The sequence below is a fragment of the Acetobacterium sp. K1/6 genome (genome assembly GCF_034438075.1).
In the GTDB taxonomy this organism is placed as follows: Bacteria; Bacillota; Clostridia; order Eubacteriales; family Eubacteriaceae; genus Acetobacterium; species Acetobacterium carbinolicum.
The window spans coordinates 1-17,239 of the sequence record NZ_JAXQGA010000025.1; the positions used below are offsets into that span (position 1 = coordinate 1).

The following is a 17,239-nucleotide window of genomic DNA, read 5'->3' on the forward strand; positions in this document are numbered from 1 at the left end:
GCTGCCTGATCAAAATGCGAAAGGAGATTTATCTAAATATTTCTGATTTCGTGTCTTGACAAGCGTGTACATTATACTGGGTCAAAAATATCTGCCATTGGGAGCCGGTTCCATCTTTACATTTTCCATTGATGGTACCATTGATCAGGCCAAAAAGTTCATTGACAGCCTTGAAATCTTCTCGTTGTTGGCGAATGTCGCAGATGCGAAATCGCTCGTTATTCATCCGGCGTCCACAACACACCAGCAGTTAAGTCCGGAAGAACAGGCAGCCGTCGGATTCGCCCCGGATGTGATCCGTTTGTCAATTGGGGTTGAGGATGTCGATGACTTGATTTACGATATCGAACAAGCTCTGGAAAAAGCACTTTAGTAAATGATCCCCCTTAAATAGTTTAGATATGAAAAAAGACATCTGCTGTTAGTGGCAAAGCAGCAGATGTTTTCTTTTCGGGCTGATAAGATTTCCACGAACCATTTTAAACTCAGTCAAAAAATTGATTTAAAACACTATGAATTAGAGGTGTCACTATGCCAATCTGTGTAAAAGAAGGTTTGCCTGCCATTGAGACCCTTGCCAATGAAAATATCTTCATTATGTCTGAAAACCGGGCAAAACGCCAGGATATGCGAACACTGCAAATATTGATTGTTAACTTAATGCCAACGGTGATTGCGACTGAAACCCAATTATTGCGGTTACTGAGTAATACTGCCCTACAGTTAAATGTTGAATTTTTAAAGATTTCCAATTACACAAGTCAGGAGAGTTCATTAAATCATTTCAAACAGTTTTATCAAACTTTTGATGAAATCAAAGAAAAACACTATGATAGGGTTATTATAACGGGAGCCCCGATTGAAAAAAATGAATTTGAAGATGTGGATTACTGGCAGGATCTATGCCGGATAATGGAGTGGACCAAATCGCATGTGTTTTCATCCTTATATATTTGTTGGGGTGCTCAAGCGGCACTATACCATTATTATGGGGTGCAAAAATCTGCTCTGCATGCCAAATTATCCGGGGTCTATTCGCATCTCGTCAATAATCAGCGACATCCCATTGTCAGAGGATTCGATGATCTCTTTTTTGCCCCACATTCTCGCTATACAGCCATCTCTCGAGATGATGTGTTAGCGGTGCCAGAACTGGAATTGTTGGCGGAATCCCCTGATGCTGGTGTTTATCTGGTTTCAGATACAAACAATCGACAATTGTTTGTTACCGGGCACTGTGAGTTTGACCGGGTAACCTTAAAGAATGAGTACATTCGAGATTATTTACAGGGATTAAAGCCTGAGCTTCCCAAAAATTATAAACTTAAGGGTGAGATTCGTTTGTCAGATCAAACCAGTTGGAGTAGTCATGCAACCCTGCTTTTTACAAACTGGTTGAATTACTACGTTTATCAGCAAACACCCTACTACTTAAAGGAGTTGAGTTCTTGACACATAAAGAGATAATACTTTCAGGAATTGCATTAAAAAAGACCCCCAGACTTCCGGTTATGATTCTTTCAAGCGGGGTTTGGACAGATTATCGCAATGGACTAACCCTTCAGAACGTCTTGGAGGATGCCCCGGAAAAGATTGCTGAAACCATCATTGGTGATAACCGTAAAGTTGAGTCGGATGTTGTCTGGGTTGGTGCTGATTGCAGCAATGTCGTTGTAAAAGCTATTGGCGGAAAATGTACCTTTAATCTGCTGGGAGAGGCATCAACCGTTGATGAACCGCTGATCACGCGACCTGAGGATGTTGATCGGCTGAGGGTTGAAGACCTGGAAAACTCCCGAGAGATCGCTAATCTTTTAAAAACAGCAAGTCTCGTGACCGAACGAATCGGCGCAGAGTATCTTGTGGCAGTCAGTCAGTGGGGTGCATTCACGATGGCAGGGCAGCTTTTGGGAATGGATAACATGATGAAGATAGCCATTAAAGACAAATCTGGACTTGCTCATATCATGGAATTTACGGAGAGACTCCTCTTAAAATATTTGAATTTGTTCATAGATGCCGGAGTCGAAATGGTCAATCAGGCAGAACCCCTCTCATCAGGGGATGTCATTTCAGCTAAATTGTTTAAAGAGTTGTCTTTTCCACGAATTAAATCTGCTAACCAGGCAATTGCCAGGCGGATTAATACAAAATCGCTGCACATTTGCGGAAACACAACCAAGATTCTGGATTTAATTACAGAGTCGGAGACAAATCTTTTTTCAATGGATTACAAGGTTGATTTAAACACTGCTAGAGAAGAACTTTCGGGTAAGGTTGCTTTTGGCGGACAATTGGATCCCATCAGAGTTTTACTGGAAGGGACGACCTCTGAAATTGAGGCCGAATCACTGGCCTGCGTCAGAGCTGGTGGAGCACCAGGTTTCGTTTTAATGCCAGGTTGTGATATTGCCCCTAAAACAAAACTCGCAAATGTCCAGACGATGATTCACACGGCACATCATTTTGATGTTGAAGAAATAATATAAATTTTGAAGGAGCATAGCATGAGTAAGTACAACAATATAAATTCGCAATTAATTCACGGTGGTATTGATGGGGATGAAAAGACCGGAGCAGTGAATGTTCCTATTTATCAGACCTCCACTTATAAACAGGATGCCCTCGGCAAGGATCGGGGTTATGAGTATTCTCGATCCGGCAATCCGACCCGGGAAGCCCTGGAAGCACTGATTAACGAATTGGAAGGCGGGAGTGCCGGGCTTGCCTTTGCTTCAGGTATGGCAGCGACCACTGCAGTACTTAGTCTTTTTAAAACCGGAGACAAGGTAATCATTTCCAGCAATGTCTACGGCGGCACCTTTCGGGTGCTCGACAAGGTCTTTAATAACTTTGGCCTGACCTATGAAATTGTTGAAACATCCGATCTCAAGCTTCTGGAGGATAGTCTGACAGACGATGTGAAAGCTATTTTTATCGAAAGCCCGGCCAATCCGATTCTGACCATTACCGATATTAAGGCGGTGGCAGATATCGCCAGAAAACACGGAGTTTTAAGTATTGTTGATAATACCTTTATGACGCCCTACCTCCAAAGACCGATCTCACTAGGTGTTGATATTGTCGTTCACAGTGCCACAAAATACTTGGGTGGTCACAGTGATCTAATCGCAGGTTTAGCGGTTGTCAACAGCAAAGAGCTGGCAGAACGACTCTGGTTTATTCAGAATGCCACCGGTGGCGTATTACAACCCTTCGATTCATTCCTACTAATCCGGGGGATTAAAACGCTGGGGGTTCGAATGGATCGTCACATTGAAAATGCAACATTTATTACCGAGGTACTTAAAAGCAATCCCGGGGTCAAAGCGATTTACTATCCCGGCTTGCCGGACAGTCAGGGCTACGAGATCAATAAACGTCAGGCGGACGGTCCTGGGGGGATGTTCTCTTTTGAGCTGGATGAACAATATGATCTTAGTAAATTTGTCGAATCCCTGGAGCTAATTACCCTGGCAGAAAGTTTGGGTGGGGTGGAATCACTTATTTGTCATCCATCGAGTATGACCCATGCCTCCATCCCCTATGAAATACGACAAAAAGTTGGAATTGTTGAAAACCTGATCCGCATTTCGGTGGGGATTGAAGATAAAAATGATATCTTAGCGGATTTAGAACAAGCATTTGAAAAGAGTTTAGAGGCATAGTATGGCTTATTATAATGATATCAGAGAATTGATCGGCAATACGCCAATGATTAAGCTCAATCAGTTTCAGGTAAAAGATCAGGTTAATATTTTCGCAAAGCTGGAACTCTGGAACCCCGGCGGCAGTGTCAAAGATCGAATTGGCCTTTCGATGATTGAAGATGCGGAAAAATCGGGTTTGCTAAAGCCGGGTGGGACGATTATTGAAGGGACTGCCGGAAACACCGGTTTGGGGGTGGCGCTGGCCGCTATTAACCGGGGATACCGGGTGATCTTTGTGGTGCCAACTAAATTTTCGGTGGAAAAACAGACCCTGATGCGAGCCTATGGCGGAGAAATTGTTAATACTCCAAGAGATTTGGGAATGCTGGGCGCAACAGCGAAAGCCCAGGAATTACTTAAAACAATTCCCAATGCCATCTCGCTACAGCAGTTTGACAATCCCTCAAATCCAGCCATTCATTATCAAACAACCGGACCGGAAATTTATGCCGATCTTGATGGAAATATTGACTACCTGGTGGCCGGTGCTGGCAGCGGTGGAACCTATTCTGGCGTTGTGCGCTATTTAAAAGAGAAAAACCCTAATCTCAAAGGGGTTCTGACCGATCCGATAGGATCGATTATGGGTGGCGGTACAGCAGGCTGCTATGACATCGAAGGTATTGGCAATGATTTTATTGCCGGGACAATGGATATGAGCCTGGTGGATGAAGTGATCAAAGTAGATGATAAAAATGCCTTTGAACTTGCTAAGCAACTGGCAAAAAAAGAAGGAATCATTGCTGGAACCTCTTCAGGGGCAGCCTTATATGGAGCACTCAAACTGGCTGAGAAAATTGACCGGGGAAATATCGTCACCATTTTTCCAGATCGGGGCGACCGTTATTTCAGTAAAAACCTATACGATTAAACACCGTAAAATAACGGCCGGTGAACATTGATACGAATAAAAAGCTTCAGTTAATTGGCATTAACTGAAGCTTTTTAGCATTTCTGAGTTTAGCGACCTGAGTTTATGAAACGGGTTGATTTAAATAATTGGGGCATCCGTGACAGTTTGTTCGGGAACAATAGTCATCCAGAATTTTATGGAGGGCACAGGCACTGCTGCTATGAGAACGAACAATTTTTGCACCTGTTTTCTCGCCACTCTTAAGTGCACTGTGAATCATCTTGTGCGAAACAGTATTGGTAAACAAAACCAGCAGATCCGGACTGCCAATGACATTTTTCATATTTGCTGGCATCTGGGTAAAAACCTTAACCTTACATTGATAGCTTTTGCAAATTTCTTTATACTTGCATACCATTCGGTCATGCCCTCCAATAATTACAATACCCATAGTCCGAACCTCCTTACAAATTAATCATACTAAATATATATGAATAGTATAGTATCACATTTTGTTCTGAAGGTCAAGCTTTTACGTCCGATTATGTGAATATTCTGATCCATAAATATAAAAAACAGAGCTATAATTTAGCTCTGTTAATAGAGATTATGTTTACACTAGACATCTTCGCAAACAAAAGAAAATAATCCGAGTTTATGAATACTGGGGTTTTTCCCACATAGTGGGCAGTCTTCGTATTTTTTAAAGTTGAACAAATCAAATGATGATTCTAGGGTATCAACCATTAAAAGTTTGCCTTTTAATGAAGGGGCAATTTCGAGTAGTTGCTTGATTGCTTCAACCGCCTGGAGGACGCCGATGACACCGGGTACCGGCCCCAGAACCCCAGTCTCAGAACAGCTGCCGGCAGTTTTTGTGTCTGCTTCTGGAAAGAGGCAACGAAAACAGGGTCCCTCATCAGGAATAATATCCGTCACTTGACCATAATAAGCCAGAGCACCTGCTTCAATCAGCGGTTTCTTTTCCAGATAACAGGCATCATTAAGCAGATAACGAGTCGGTAAATTGTCTAGTCCATCAATAACCAGATCATGTTGGCCAACCAATGCTCTGGCGTTCTCACTTGAAAAAGAACCAGTATAGGTATTCACATGAAGTAAAGGACTTACTGCTTCAAGTGCCATCTTGGCGGATTCAACCTTTAAATAACCGATACGTGAAGTTAAATGGAGGATCTGGCGATTTAGATTGCTGATTTCAACCTGGTCAAAATCAATCAGTGTCAGGTATTTAACACCAGCTTTAGCCAGCACCAGATTGGCTGGACAGCCAAGCCCTCCAGCACCGATGGTTAAAATTTTGGATTCTTTTAGTTTAGCCACTATTTCATTTTGGATAGGGTCGTAGTGGGTATAAAGAGTAGAACTAGTAGCGAATTGGTTGTCAAAAATCAGTTTTATCAGATCAAAATAGAATATATCAGTCTGCAAAGAACCCAAACCAAGACGAATCTTTACCAGCTCAATGGGGATAAGTGTCCCCAGAAAGCAACTACTTAGAAGTTTGCCAAGGGGGGATGATTCGGTTTTAGAACGATTTTGAGGGCTTGTTGGAAAACCTTTGTCAATAATGTTTTCCTGGAACAAACTCAAAGCATGCCAATTGTCACAATAGTTAAAGCATCCCTGCCAGCCTTCGCTAACAGCAATAATTGTCGGCACCAATGACGTTTCGGATGCGGCCTTTAATAATGATTGGGTTATTTTACAAGTAAAGCGGGAATCACCAAAAATAAGATTGAAGTCAATATTATCAGGCATTTCTTTGACTAACCCCAAAGTGACATCTGGGTTGAGATCTTTCAAGCTGTCAAAGACAGATTCCCATTTAGTGTCATTTTCTAAATAGCATTCGATGTGCCCAATCCCCAGAGCAGTTAGGTAACGAAGTAAAAAATCACAGTGATTGAGATCAGCAGCACAGACTAAAATCTTTGTATCCAGGAGCTTTTTCTGGCCATGGCCACCAATATCCGGCATGATGATATGTCTTAGATAGCGCTTTATCTGAGTGGGATCTGAAAGGCTTCCAGGTTCTTCTATCAGGTTATTCTGGACGTGTTCTTGTTCCTTAACAGCGATAGCGGGGAGTACTTTTTTTTGAGCAGTGTCTTTTTTTCTGGCTTCCATATAATTGTGAATCGCATCATGAAGGGCATCGGCAGCAATATTTGAGCACAGTAGTTTTTCGGGAGGAAGACCACCAAGGGCTTCGGCGACATCATCATTTGTAATTAGCAGTGCCTCGGATAAGGTTTTTCTGGTTGCCAACTGAGTCAGCATACTGCTGGCTGCAATGGCAGCACCGCAGCCAAAGGTTTTGAATCTAACACCGCTAAGCCGTAGATCATCGACCTTTATATAGATCGTAATTGTGTCTCCATCGATGGGATTTCCCGAGTGTCCGACACCATCAGGATTGGGGAAGTCACCGACGTTTCGAGGATTGGCAAAATGGTCAAGTACGGTATTGTTGTACATGGTAAACCTCCAATTTGTAATAACGTAATTATACTATGGAATTAATATGAAATACAAGTGCGACTAATAGTTTTTGTGCTAACAAAAAAAACGATTAGAATTGGTTTTCATATGATAGAATCAATATGATAGAATAAAAAAGAATCAGCTTGACAAAAAATCGAGAATCAGATAGTATTTATTAAACATATTGAAATGCTATGAATTAAATATAAGAATGGAGAAAATTATGAATTTTAGCACCCTTTGCGTACATGGAAACACAGAAAAATACGATAATACCGGAGCTGTCAGCGTTCCGATTTTTCAATCGGCAACCTTTGCTCACCCGGGGGTGGGAGAAAGCACCGGTTATGATTATAGCAGACAACAAAACCCCACCCGGGAGCATCTGGAGAACGTTATAAAAAAACTTGAGGGCGGCCTCGATGCGATTGCCTTTGCCACCGGAATGGCAGCCATTGGTGCGGTCATGGAGCTATTTTCACCAGGTGATCACATCATTGCTTCTGATGATCTTTATGGAGGTTCGCACCGCTTGTTTCACCATATTTCGATAAAAAACGGAATTGCTTTTGACCTGGTCAATACATCCAATCTTTCTTTGCTTGAAGCCCTAGTCGGGCCCAATACCAAAGCGCTCTTTGTTGAAACGCCAACTAATCCGATGATGCAGGTAACTGATATTGCCGCAGTGGCGGAGATTGCCAGAAAACATCAGCTTTTATTAATCGTTGATAACACCTTTCTGACCCCCTATTTTCAGCGGCCGCTTAAACTCGGGGCAGACATTGTGATTCATAGTGGCACCAAGTATTTGGGGGGCCATAATGATACCTTGGCAGGCTTTGCAGTTGTAAAAGAAGAGGCGCTCGCTGAGCGATTGCGATTTATATATAAGACCACAGGGGCTTGTTTATCGCCTTTTGACAGTTGGCTCTTAATCCGGGGAATAAAAACCCTGCCGATCCGGATGGACAAACAACAGGAAAACGCCGAAAAAATTGCCAATTGGCTGTGTCAGCAGGAGAAAATTACCGCGGTCTACTATGTCGGGCTTCCGACCCATGAAGGTTATGAAATTTCTAAACGCCAGGCCACCGGTTTTGGCGGAATGATTTCTTTTGAGGTCGACAGTGAAGAAACAGCTAAACATATTTTAGAAGGGGTTTCAATTATTCAATATGCTGAAAGTCTCGGCGGGGTGGAAACGCTGATCACCTATCCGATGCTACAGACTCATGGGGATATCCCGGAAGAAGAACGGGAAGCAAAGGGTATTAACAACCGTTTGCTGAGATTGTCGGTAGGAATTGAAAGTGCCCAGGATTTAATTGCTGAATTAACCAGGGTAATAAAGGGGGAATAAGACTTGAAATATAATTTTAATGAAATTGTTCAAAGGGATAACACCAATTCGATCAAATACGATTTTGCCCATCATCGGGGAAAACCGGAGGGGCTACTGCCGCTGTGGGTTGCTGACATGGATTTTAAAACTCCTGCACCAGTGGTGGAGGCCCTGGTGGAAAAAAGCAAGCATGGTATCTTTGGTTATTCGGAAGGCGGACAGGATTATTTTTTTATTTTAAAAGATTGGTTTAAAACTCGATTTGACTGGAATATCCAGCCGGAATGGCTAATCACCACACCGGGGGTGGTTTATGCCATTGCCACAGCAATCCGCGGTTTGACACAGATCGGTGATAGTATTATTATTCAGCAGCCGGTATACTATCCCTTTGCCGATACCATCACCATCAATGAGCGCAAACTGGTGGTGAACCAGCTTGTCTATGATAATGGTCGATATTCGATTGATTTTGCTGATTTTGAAAGTAAAATTATCGAAAACAATGCGAAGTTGTTTATTCTCTGCAATCCTCATAACCCGGTTGGTCGGGTTTGGACACGAGAAGAACTGGTTCGTTTAGGTGATATTTGCCTCGAACATGGGGTAATAGTCATATCGGATGAGATCCATCAGGATTTTATCTATCCGGGACATAAACACCTGGTATTTGCAGATTTGAAACCCGAATTCTTAGGGATCACCATTACCTGTACAGCCCCCAGTAAAACCTTCAATCTGGCCGGGCTTCAAGTTTCCAATATTTTTATCGAAAATAAGGAAATAAAAAGAAAGTTCAAAAAGGAAATGCGAAAAGGTGGCTATAATGAGATTAATATTATGGGCATTGTCGCCTGTACGGCGGCCTATTCAAAAGGCCGAAAATGGTTGGAGGAGTTAAAAATCTATCTCGGCGAAAATCTGGATTTTATCAGAGACTTTTTACGCGAACAGCTCCCTCAGGTTAAGCTCATCGAACCGGAAGGAACCTATCTGATCTGGCTTGATTTTAGCGAACTGGGGTTAAATGATGAACAGTTAGAAGATTTAATTATTAACAAGGCTGGTCTCTGGCTGGACGCCGGCACCATGTTTGGTGCTGGTGGGGAAGGTTTTCAACGGATTAATATCGCTGCCCCTAGACTTATACTAGAGCAAGCATTGACCCAGTTGGAACGGGCTGTGCTCAATCAGGATCAAGTATAATCATTAGTTGACAGGGGTTAAATGTTGTGAAATTCTTTTTTATTTGAAGAATCCACCCACTTGCTAAAATAAATGTTTTTTATAACTTAATAGGGGGTATAAAAGTAATAAATAAATTTAAGGAGATAGGGTGATTGATATGAACACTGAGTATGCAGTTAGTGTTGATAATGAAGTAATAGAGTATATGAAAAAAATGGATAAAAAAGAACTAAAACTTGATATTGTGCTGACCGGCGGCGGATGCTGCCCATTCTTTGATGTTTCAGAGATACAATTTGCAAAACCGGACCAGCCGGACTTGTATGATGTGTATGAGGAAGCTGATATAAAGCTTAATATCAGCAAAAAAACAAAGGTAATAGAACCACTTCTCCATTTCAAGCTAAAAGAAGTATTTGGCGGAGAAATGATTTATGTTGAAGGCATTGATGTAAAACAACAGTATTTTGAAGATTAAAAAATTGGAGCATCTGGTATAAAAACCAGGTGCTCCAATTAATTTTGTAAGCAAATTAATTTAGTAAGAAGAGGAATGCCATCTTTTGTCAACTTCAGATAACCGATTCAATGCTTCATAAAGGGTATCTTCTTTTTTGGCAAAATGCAGACGGATTAAATGGTTGACGTTTTCTCTAAAAAAAGTTGATCCAGGAACTGCTCCAACCCCGACATGCTGAGCCAGCCAGGTACAAAAGGCCAGATCGTCATCTGATTTGTATTTGGAAATATCAATCATCACATAATAGGCACCCTGGGGCCTGCTGTAGGTGAGCCCAATGTCATCCAGGCCAGACAAAAACAGGTCTCTTTTTTTTGTATATGTCTTTTTTAGGTCGCTGTAGTAGTCAGTGCCAAATTGCAGACCAACGGTGGCAGCTTCCTGGAGTGGTGCTGCCGCACCGACGGTTAAAAAATCATGAACCTTTTTAGCCACATCAATGATCGGCTCCGGTGCGATAATATAGCCTAAACGCCAGCCGGTAATGGAATAGGTCTTTGATAAAGAACTACATGAAATGGTACGCTCAAACATACCCGGCAAAGAGGCCAGATAAATGTGCTCATGGGGCTCGTAAACAATGTGCTCATAGACTTCATCGGTGATCACATAGGTATCATATTTTTTAGCCAAATCAGAAATAATCGTCAGCTCTTCGCGGTTAAAAACTTTACCGGTGGGGTTAGACGGGTTACACAGAATCAGTGCCTTGGGGTCTTGTTTGAAGGCTGCCTCCAATTCATCCGTATTAAAGTTAAACTCAGGGGGATGAAGCGGAACATAGATCGGAATAGCACCAGATAAAATGGTATCCGCCCCATAGTTTTCATAAAAAGGCGAGAAAACGATGACCTTATCACCCGGATTAGCAACGGTCATCATCGCCGCCATCATCGCCTCGGTACTCCCACAGGTCACGACAATTTCGGTTTCCGGATTAATGGATCGGCCCATTAATCCGGATTGTTTTTGTGCCAGGGCTTCACGGAAATTTTGCGCCCCGCAAGTAATAGAATATTGATGAGGACCCTGATGGGCGGCTTTTTCCAGGGCTTCAAGGATTTGTTTCGGTGGATCAAAGTCTGGAAATCCTTGGGATAGGTTGACCGCATTATACGAATTGGAAATACGTGTCATCCGTCGGATCACCGAATCGGTAAAGTCAGTGGTTCGGTTGCTAAGTGTTTTCATCATGCACCTTCTTTAGATTTCATAGATTAGGGTTCGTTCATCAATTAAGCGTTTTGCTTTATGGGTGGCCCGCTCCAAATCACCATCGTTTAAGATCGTGACGTCACCGGGTTTTACCCCTAACCGGGTTTTTAGTGAAGCGGCAACCCGCTCTGTTAAGATTTCGTCCGGTTCGTCGTTATCATTAGATTTTTCGATTTCAAGCCGATATTTGACCGAGTGATTCTGCTCGTACAAACGAATCATGTATTCACCGGTTATCCCTTTTGTTCCTCTAATAACAAATTCAATATCACTAGGGAAGATATTAACCCCAGAGACTATAAACATATCATCGAGACGGCCATGAATCTTAATCCGGGCGTGGGTTCTGCCACAGCTACATGGTTCTCGGTTAACAGAGCCTATATCACCCGTTCTGAAACGGATCAGCGGTCTGGCTTTTTTACGCAGGGTGGTATAAACAAGCTCACCCCGTTCACCGTCGACTACCGGTTCGCCGGTTTTTACATCCAGAACCTCAACTAAAATATGATCTTCAGCAATGTGGAGGCCATCTTTGGCTTCGCACATGCCGGCACAGGCCCCAAAGATGTCCGATAATCCAAAAAAGTCATACAGCTGTGCACCCCAGACTTTTTCAATTGTCTCCCTGGTGGTTGCGATCGATCCGCCTGGTTCGCCGGCCACAATAATGGTCCGAATGGCCAGATCCTTGGCTGGATCAATACCCATTTTAAGTGCTGTTTCGCCAAGATACAAAGCATAAGATGGGGTTGTCCAGATGATCGTTGGTTGGAATTCTTTTAATATGAAAAGCAGTCGTTCTGACGGTACGGTTCCGGCCCAGATACAAAGGGCACCCAAATTTTGGGCGCCAATGACATCCGGTCCGCCGACAAATAATGAGAAGTTCAGGGCATGGACATAACGATCATGTTTACGCATTCCGGCACCGTAAAACAAGCGACTCTCAACATCCTGCCACTCGTCAAAATCCTGTTTGGTAAAGGGGCTGAGTGTTGGCACCCCGGTTGAACCACTAGAAGCTGAGACAAAAACGACATCATCTTCACTGACCGCAATCATATCGCCTAAAAGCCCGCCTTTAGCCTGCCGTTCACGTTGAGTGGCCTTATTGGTAAACGGGAATTTTTGAATATCTTCGAGATGCTTAAAATCAGCAGGGCTCAGCCTAGCTTTGTCAAAGGCTTCTTTATAATAAGTAGAATTATTGTAGGCAAAAGTCAGCATTTCACTTAATTCGCGGCGCTGTAATTCTTCTAGTTGTACTCGTGGTAGGGTCTCTATTTTTTCGTCCCAATATTTTTTCTCGCTCATAAGTCCTCCTCGATGGTATTCCAATTTTTTCGTATCGCTGCCCACTTAGCATCCCTTTGTGCGGCCAGTATTTCAATATCGGTATCGTCTAAATGTTTAAAACGATTTTGTGATAGCAGATAATCTTTAATGGAAGAAAAGTCGCTGGGGTTTTTGTTTAGCTTAAACTGTCCATTTTCATATTCGGCCAGGTACCACAAACCACAATCCATCATTTTTCGGGCGATGTCGATGGTTTCATTGACGGGGATGCCCCAACCGATGGGGCAGGGGGCGACAACATGGATATAAGCCGTCCCCTTTATTTTTGAAGCTTTTTCAATCTTATTCATAAAATCTTTTAGATTGCCAATACTGGCTGTCGCAGCATAGGCAATGTCGTGGGCAGCCACAATTTCAAAGAGATTTTTCTTTGGGCGGAGATTGCCGTGAATATTCTCACCGCTTGGGGTAGTGGTGGTCTTGGCTCCAAAAGGCGTTAAACCGCTCTTTTGGATGCCGGTATTCATGTAGGCTTCATTATCATAACAGATATAGAGGATATCATCGTTGCGATCAATGGCACCGGATAAAGCCTGAATGCCGATATCGGCAGTGCCGCCATCGCCGGCCAAGCCCACGGCTTTGAAATTCTTGATTCCAACCGCCCGGGCACCGGCCTCCACGCCAGTCAGCATCGAAGCGGTTCCGGCAAAGGTGGAAATGATCGAATTATTGCTAAAACACAAATGCGGATAATTAAATCCAACGGCTGACATACATCCAGCGGGGAGTACCGAGATGGCCCCCTCGCCCAGAACTTTAAGGGCAATCCGCACGGCTAGACTGCCACCGCAACCGGCGCAGGCCTTATGGCCATAAAAAAATTCACTGTCCGTGATCGTTTTTGCATTTATTTGATTACTCATCAATATTTACTCCCAGTCCGATAAAATTAACATGTTGGCCACCGCTTTGAAGATGGCGAAAGATTGCTTTGATGTTTTCCCGGCTGATATCTCGCCCACCGAGGCCGGCAATAAAATTATAAGTTTCCAGACGCAGACCGTTTTTTGCAATAACCGAGTTGACATTGGTATAGACGGTGCCTTCATAACCAAAGGAAATATCTTTCTCTAACACCCCAACGGCTTTGGCCGATTCCAGTGCCGCAGCCAGGTCTTCATCGGGAAAGGGCCGCAAAAAGCGAAGCTTAAGCAGACCGACCTTTTCGCCGTTTTGTCGCAGTTCATCAACGACTTCCCGCCCAAGACCGGTGATGCTGCCAAGTGTAATTAAGATATAATCGGCATTGTCAATCCGGTAACCCTGGGTCAGACCGCCATAACCGCGGCCAAAAATTTCAGCGAATTTTTTGTCAGTTTCTTCGATAATTCGTTTGCTGTCCAGCATCGCTTTGTGTTGGAGGTATTTAAATTCCATATTATTGTCGGGACCAACGCTAAAAGCCAGGTTTTTGGGGTTATCCAAGCTCATTTTGTTTTCGGTATGGAAGGGCGGTAAAAATCGATCAGCATCCGTTTGATTTGGTATTTCCACGGTTTCGTAGGTGTGGGTAAGGACAAAACCATCCAGATTAACCATAACCGGGGTTGAAACTAATGGATTCTCAGCAATATAGTAACCTTGCAGAGCCATATCCAGACTTTCCTGAGCATCTTCCACATACACCTGGATCCAACCGCAGTCAAGCTGTGAAAGGGAATCCCGCTGGTCACCATAAATATTCCAGGGCAAGGCGGTGGAGCGGTTGGCGTTCATCATAACAATGGGAAATCGACCGCCGCTGGCATAGTGCAGACACTCGGCCATGTATAATAGACCCTGTGAAGAGGTTGCCGTAAAGGTGCGGGCTCCCATGGCACTGGCACCAATGGCACATGATAACGCCGAGTGTTCTGATTCAACATGGATGAGTTCACTTTTTAAGCTGCACTCCTCGACCATTTCTGAAAGTCTTTCAACCACTGTTGTCTGAGGGGTGATGGGGTAAATCGAAATAACCTGGGGACGGGCCAGCCTGACCCCTTCGGCAAAGGCGTCATTGCCTGATAAAAATGCTTTAGTCATGTGTTTCTACCTCCATTTTAATGGCTTGTTTGGGACAGATTTTTTCACAGATTCCGCAGCCTTTGCAAAAGTCATAGTCAATATCCAAACCGTGTTCGGTTTTAAAAATAACGCCATCAGGACAGTAGAGATAACATTGCAGGCAGTTTATGCATTCATCTGTTATAATCGGCCGTTCGTTTCGCCAACCGCTATTTTTGGTGACCAGATAGCCGGCTTCGCTGGCTGTCCCCAAGGGATAGTCTGACAATTTTTGGGGCTTTTGATAGGGTCTTAAATAGGGTTTTTTCATATCAGCGAACCTCCTTAAAATGCTCAAAGGACTCTTTTAGAATCAATTGATTTTTGGCCGTATTGTTGGCGGATAAATACAGATCACAGGCTTGCTGCAATGATGATAGCGAAACATCGTCTGAGATACTCGCCAAGGCACCGAGTATCGCCGTGTTACTGATCGGCTTCTTGATGATTTTGAAGGCAATCTGATTTGCATCAATTGACCTAATCTGCGAGAAAGGGCTGAACTTTTCTGGGGTTGTGGTATTAATGAGGGCGATGCCATCGTCTTTAAGATCTTTTAAATAGTCGGTAGAAAATAAAGTATCATCCAGAAAAATCAAATAATCACAGCTTTTTATTTCACTCCGATCAACAATTGCCTTACCATCAATTTTATTAAAGGCCTGAATTGGAGCACCGCGGCGTTCAGGACCAAAAGAGGGAAAAGCCAACGAAAATTTCTGATCAATTAATGAAGCGGCTCCTAGAATTTTAGCGGCGGTGAAGGCACCCTGTCCACCGCGTCCGTGCCATCGTATTTCAGTCATAATGATTCCTCAATTCTTATTTTTTATTTATTGGATTTATCCAGTTGTTTTGCGGATGAATCCCCAATAATTTGGAAGATCTGCACCAGTAGCACCAAAACGATCACACAGATAAACATCACTTCGGGCTCATAGCGCTGATAGCCGTAGCGAATAGCCAGATCACCAATACCACCGCCGCCAACGGTTCCAGCCATGGCCGAAAACCCGATTAATGACACCGCGGTCACGGTGATATTCTTAATCAGCGAGGGTAATGCTTCAGGCAGTAGAATCTTTAGTACAATCGACAATTTACTGGCTCCAGAAGCAATCGCTGCCTCCAGAACACCATTATCAACATCTGAAAAAGACGCTTCAGAAAGTCGGCCGAAAAAGGCGATTGCGGCTACCGCCAGGGGAATCACCACGGCGTTGGGACCAATGGAGGTATGAACGATTGCTTTTGAAACGGGAATCATCAAAACAAGCAAGATAAGAAAAGGGATTGAACGGGTGATATTAATAACGACACCGACAATTTGATTGATGATCCGGTTCTTGAGAAAAAGAGTATTGGATGTTAAAAACAATAACAGGCCAATACTACCGCCAATGATAATTGCGGCGAGGAGTGACGAAATGACCATTTGCATGGTTTGACCAAAGGTCAGAAGTAGTGCTGCTTTTAAATCAAAGTCCATGATTGATTACCTCCAAATCGGCTGTATTTTCGGCAAGATAATCAATTGCCAGTTTAAGGGTGTCCACTTCGCCGATTAACTGGACATAGAGTATCCCAAGCGGTAAACCGTTGATATATTCGATCTTTCCCAATAAAATATTAAAACCAATCTGAAAAGTATTGGCAGCGTAATAGAGAATCGGATTGTTGGCATTGTCACCCTTAAAGGTGAGGCGAATAATCGGACCCTCCATCTTGTCTAGAATTTCTTCGGGCAAGCTGAAATGATTGGTATGACTAAGTAATTGTCGGGTGAACTCTTCCTTGGGCTTTGTAAAAACACCATATACATCGCCGATTTCTACGACGGAACCTTTGTTCATCACGGCACAGCGGGTACAAATGTTCTTAATAACATCCAGTTCATGGGTGATAATGACAATTGTGATCCCAAATTTTTTATTTAAATCTTTTAATAAGCCCAATATGGATGAGGTTGTTTCCAAATCAAGAGCGGATGTGGGTTCATCACAGAGAAGTATCTTGGCATCATTAGCCAGTGCTCGGGCAATGGCAACCCGTTGTTTTTCACCACCCGAAAGATTGGCCGGATAGGAATTTGACTTATCTGACAAATTAACCAGACCCAGTAATTCAGAGACCCGAGCATCGGTTTCTGATTTTGATTTTCCCGCCGCTTTTAGAACAAAGGCAATATTTTGATAGACGGTTAGATTTCTGGCCAGATTAAAGTGTTGAAAAATCATCCCGATATTGCGGCGGAGAATGCGTAGTTGAGTTTTTTTATAATTGGTAACATTCTCCCCGTCGACAAATATTTGTCCGGACGACACAGTTTGTAATAAATTAATGGTGCGAAGCAGGGTGCTTTTGCCGGCACCACTTGAACCGGCGATGCCGAAGATCTCACCCTTTTTTATTTTAAAATTAGCATCATTAACAGCCGCAAAGATTTGCTTGTCCTGTTTAAAGCTGACAGAGATGTTTTTGAATTCGATCAT

At 43.2% G+C, this 17,239-nt stretch carries 17 protein-coding genes and 1 pseudogene; 8 read left to right on the plus strand and 10 right to left on the minus strand.

The features are described 5' to 3' along the window. Positions 1–67: 67 nt before the first annotated feature. From U2P91_RS15970 to U2P91_RS15990, 5 genes and pseudogenes are all read left to right on the plus strand, one after another. A pseudogene (locus U2P91_RS15970) lies at positions 68–373 on the plus strand (PLP-dependent transferase); the annotation flags it as partial. Between the two features lie 158 nt (positions 374–531). Then, positions 532–1,452 (plus strand): homoserine O-acetyltransferase/O-succinyltransferase family protein, encoded by a 921-nt coding sequence (locus U2P91_RS15975; protein ID WP_322520004.1) that lies wholly within the window; start codon positions 532–534, stop codon positions 1,450–1,452. Further along, positions 1,449–2,489, plus strand: coding sequence for a uroporphyrinogen decarboxylase family protein (locus U2P91_RS15980; RefSeq protein WP_322520005.1), 1,041 nt, complete (start codon positions 1,449–1,451; stop codon positions 2,487–2,489). Before U2P91_RS15975 ends, U2P91_RS15980 begins: the two co-directional genes overlap by 4 nt. A gap of 18 nt (positions 2,490–2,507) precedes the next feature. Next, positions 2,508–3,668 (plus strand): PLP-dependent aspartate aminotransferase family protein, encoded by a 1,161-nt coding sequence (locus U2P91_RS15985; protein WP_322520006.1) that lies wholly within the window; start codon positions 2,508–2,510, stop codon positions 3,666–3,668. 1 nt (position 3,669) lies between these two features. After that, on the plus strand, positions 3,670–4,581 hold the full coding sequence (locus tag U2P91_RS15990; protein WP_322520007.1) for a cysteine synthase family protein: 912 nt from the start codon (positions 3,670–3,672) through the stop codon (positions 4,579–4,581). A gap of 103 nt (positions 4,582–4,684) precedes the next feature. Here the strand turns inward: U2P91_RS15990 and U2P91_RS15995 are convergent, their stop codons facing one another. Together U2P91_RS15995 and U2P91_RS16000 are read right to left on the minus strand one after the other, a co-directional pair. After that, complete coding sequence (locus U2P91_RS15995; protein ID WP_322520008.1) at positions 4,685–5,014, minus strand: DUF2325 domain-containing protein; 330 nt, start codon at positions 5,012–5,014, stop codon at positions 4,685–4,687. Between the two features lie 167 nt (positions 5,015–5,181). Next, entirely contained in the window at positions 5,182–7,065 is a 1,884-nt protein-coding gene (locus tag U2P91_RS16000; RefSeq protein WP_322520009.1) for a ThiF family adenylyltransferase, read from the minus strand. Positions 7,066–7,294: 229 nt separating this feature from the next. On the opposite strand from U2P91_RS16000, the gene U2P91_RS16005 reads away from it, so the two are divergent. The 3 genes from U2P91_RS16005 to U2P91_RS16015 all read left to right on the plus strand — a co-directional run bounded on the left by U2P91_RS16005 (position 7,295) and on the right by U2P91_RS16015 (position 10,082). After that, entirely contained in the window at positions 7,295–8,434 is a 1,140-nt protein-coding gene (locus U2P91_RS16005; RefSeq protein WP_322520010.1) for a PLP-dependent aspartate aminotransferase family protein, read from the plus strand. A gap of 3 nt (positions 8,435–8,437) precedes the next feature. Further along, entirely contained in the window at positions 8,438–9,622 is a 1,185-nt protein-coding gene (locus tag U2P91_RS16010) for a MalY/PatB family protein (RefSeq protein ID WP_322520011.1), read from the plus strand. A 130-nt stretch (positions 9,623–9,752) separates the two neighbouring features. Continuing rightward, a complete protein-coding gene (locus U2P91_RS16015) occupies positions 9,753–10,082 on the plus strand; it encodes a hypothetical protein (protein ID WP_322520012.1) in 330 nt (109 codons plus the stop codon). 60 nt (positions 10,083–10,142) lie between these two features. Here the strand turns inward: U2P91_RS16015 and U2P91_RS16020 are convergent, their stop codons facing one another. The 8 genes from U2P91_RS16020 to U2P91_RS16055 are packed head-to-tail and all read right to left on the minus strand — an operon-like array spanning position 10,143 to position 17,239. Beyond that, a complete protein-coding gene (locus U2P91_RS16020; RefSeq protein ID WP_322520013.1) occupies positions 10,143–11,315 on the minus strand; it encodes a pyridoxal phosphate-dependent aminotransferase in 1,173 nt (390 codons plus the stop codon). Positions 11,316–11,327: 12 nt separating this feature from the next. Beyond that, a complete protein-coding gene (locus U2P91_RS16025) occupies positions 11,328–12,656 on the minus strand; it encodes a phenylacetate--CoA ligase (RefSeq protein WP_322520014.1) in 1,329 nt (442 codons plus the stop codon). Continuing rightward, on the minus strand, positions 12,653–13,564 hold the full coding sequence (locus U2P91_RS16030) for a thiamine pyrophosphate-dependent enzyme (protein WP_322520015.1): 912 nt from the start codon (positions 13,562–13,564) through the stop codon (positions 12,653–12,655). Before U2P91_RS16030 ends, U2P91_RS16025 begins: the two co-directional genes overlap by 4 nt. Further along, positions 13,557–14,726 (minus strand): pyruvate ferredoxin oxidoreductase, encoded by a 1,170-nt coding sequence (gene porA / locus U2P91_RS16035; protein ID WP_322520016.1) that lies wholly within the window; start codon positions 14,724–14,726, stop codon positions 13,557–13,559. Before porA ends, U2P91_RS16030 begins: the two co-directional genes overlap by 8 nt. Next, positions 14,719–15,018 (minus strand): 4Fe-4S binding protein, encoded by a 300-nt coding sequence (locus tag U2P91_RS16040; protein WP_322520017.1) that lies wholly within the window; start codon positions 15,016–15,018, stop codon positions 14,719–14,721. The genes porA and U2P91_RS16040 overlap by 8 nt, the downstream gene beginning before the upstream one ends. A gap of 1 nt (position 15,019) precedes the next feature. After that, positions 15,020–15,553: a 2-oxoacid:acceptor oxidoreductase family protein gene (locus U2P91_RS16045; protein WP_322520018.1), complete on the minus strand. Its 534-nt coding sequence runs from the start codon at positions 15,551–15,553 to the stop codon at positions 15,020–15,022. 23 nt (positions 15,554–15,576) lie between these two features. Continuing rightward, positions 15,577–16,236 (minus strand): methionine ABC transporter permease, encoded by a 660-nt coding sequence (locus tag U2P91_RS16050; protein WP_322520019.1) that lies wholly within the window; start codon positions 16,234–16,236, stop codon positions 15,577–15,579. Beyond that, positions 16,226–17,239: a methionine ABC transporter ATP-binding protein gene (locus U2P91_RS16055; RefSeq protein ID WP_322520020.1), complete on the minus strand. Its 1,014-nt coding sequence runs from the start codon at positions 17,237–17,239 to the stop codon at positions 16,226–16,228. Before U2P91_RS16055 ends, U2P91_RS16050 begins: the two co-directional genes overlap by 11 nt.

Excerpts from the sequence above, each read along its gene's own strand:
- U2P91_RS16055 (WP_322520020.1), bottom strand. The coding sequence starts at position 17,239 with ATGATCGAATTCAAAAACATCTCTGTCAGCTTTAAACAGGACAAGCAA.
- U2P91_RS16000 (WP_322520009.1), bottom strand. The coding sequence starts at position 7,065 with ATGTACAACAATACCGTACTTGACCATTTTGCCAATCCTCGAAACGTC.
- U2P91_RS16030 (WP_322520015.1), bottom strand. The coding sequence starts at position 13,564 with ATGAGTAATCAAATAAATGCAAAAACGATCACGGACAGTGAATTTTTT.
- U2P91_RS16025 (WP_322520014.1), bottom strand. The coding sequence starts at position 12,656 with ATGAGCGAGAAAAAATATTGGGACGAAAAAATAGAGACCCTACCACGA.
- U2P91_RS16050 (WP_322520019.1), bottom strand. The coding sequence starts at position 16,236 with ATGGACTTTGATTTAAAAGCAGCACTACTTCTGACCTTTGGTCAAACC.
- U2P91_RS15995 (WP_322520008.1), bottom strand. The coding sequence starts at position 5,014 with ATGGGTATTGTAATTATTGGAGGGCATGACCGAATGGTATGCAAGTAT.
- U2P91_RS16005 (WP_322520010.1), top strand. The coding sequence starts at position 7,295 with ATGAATTTTAGCACCCTTTGCGTACATGGAAACACAGAAAAATACGAT.
- U2P91_RS15990 (WP_322520007.1), top strand. The coding sequence starts at position 3,670 with ATGGCTTATTATAATGATATCAGAGAATTGATCGGCAATACGCCAATG.
- U2P91_RS16045 (WP_322520018.1), bottom strand. The coding sequence starts at position 15,553 with ATGACTGAAATACGATGGCACGGACGCGGTGGACAGGGTGCCTTCACC.
- porA (WP_322520016.1), bottom strand. The coding sequence starts at position 14,726 with ATGACTAAAGCATTTTTATCAGGCAATGACGCCTTTGCCGAAGGGGTC.
- U2P91_RS16020 (WP_322520013.1), bottom strand. The coding sequence starts at position 11,315 with ATGAAAACACTTAGCAACCGAACCACTGACTTTACCGATTCGGTGATC.
- U2P91_RS15975 (WP_322520004.1), top strand. The coding sequence starts at position 532 with ATGCCAATCTGTGTAAAAGAAGGTTTGCCTGCCATTGAGACCCTTGCC.
- U2P91_RS16040 (WP_322520017.1), bottom strand. The coding sequence starts at position 15,018 with ATGAAAAAACCCTATTTAAGACCCTATCAAAAGCCCCAAAAATTGTCA.
- U2P91_RS15985 (WP_322520006.1), top strand. The coding sequence starts at position 2,508 with ATGAGTAAGTACAACAATATAAATTCGCAATTAATTCACGGTGGTATT.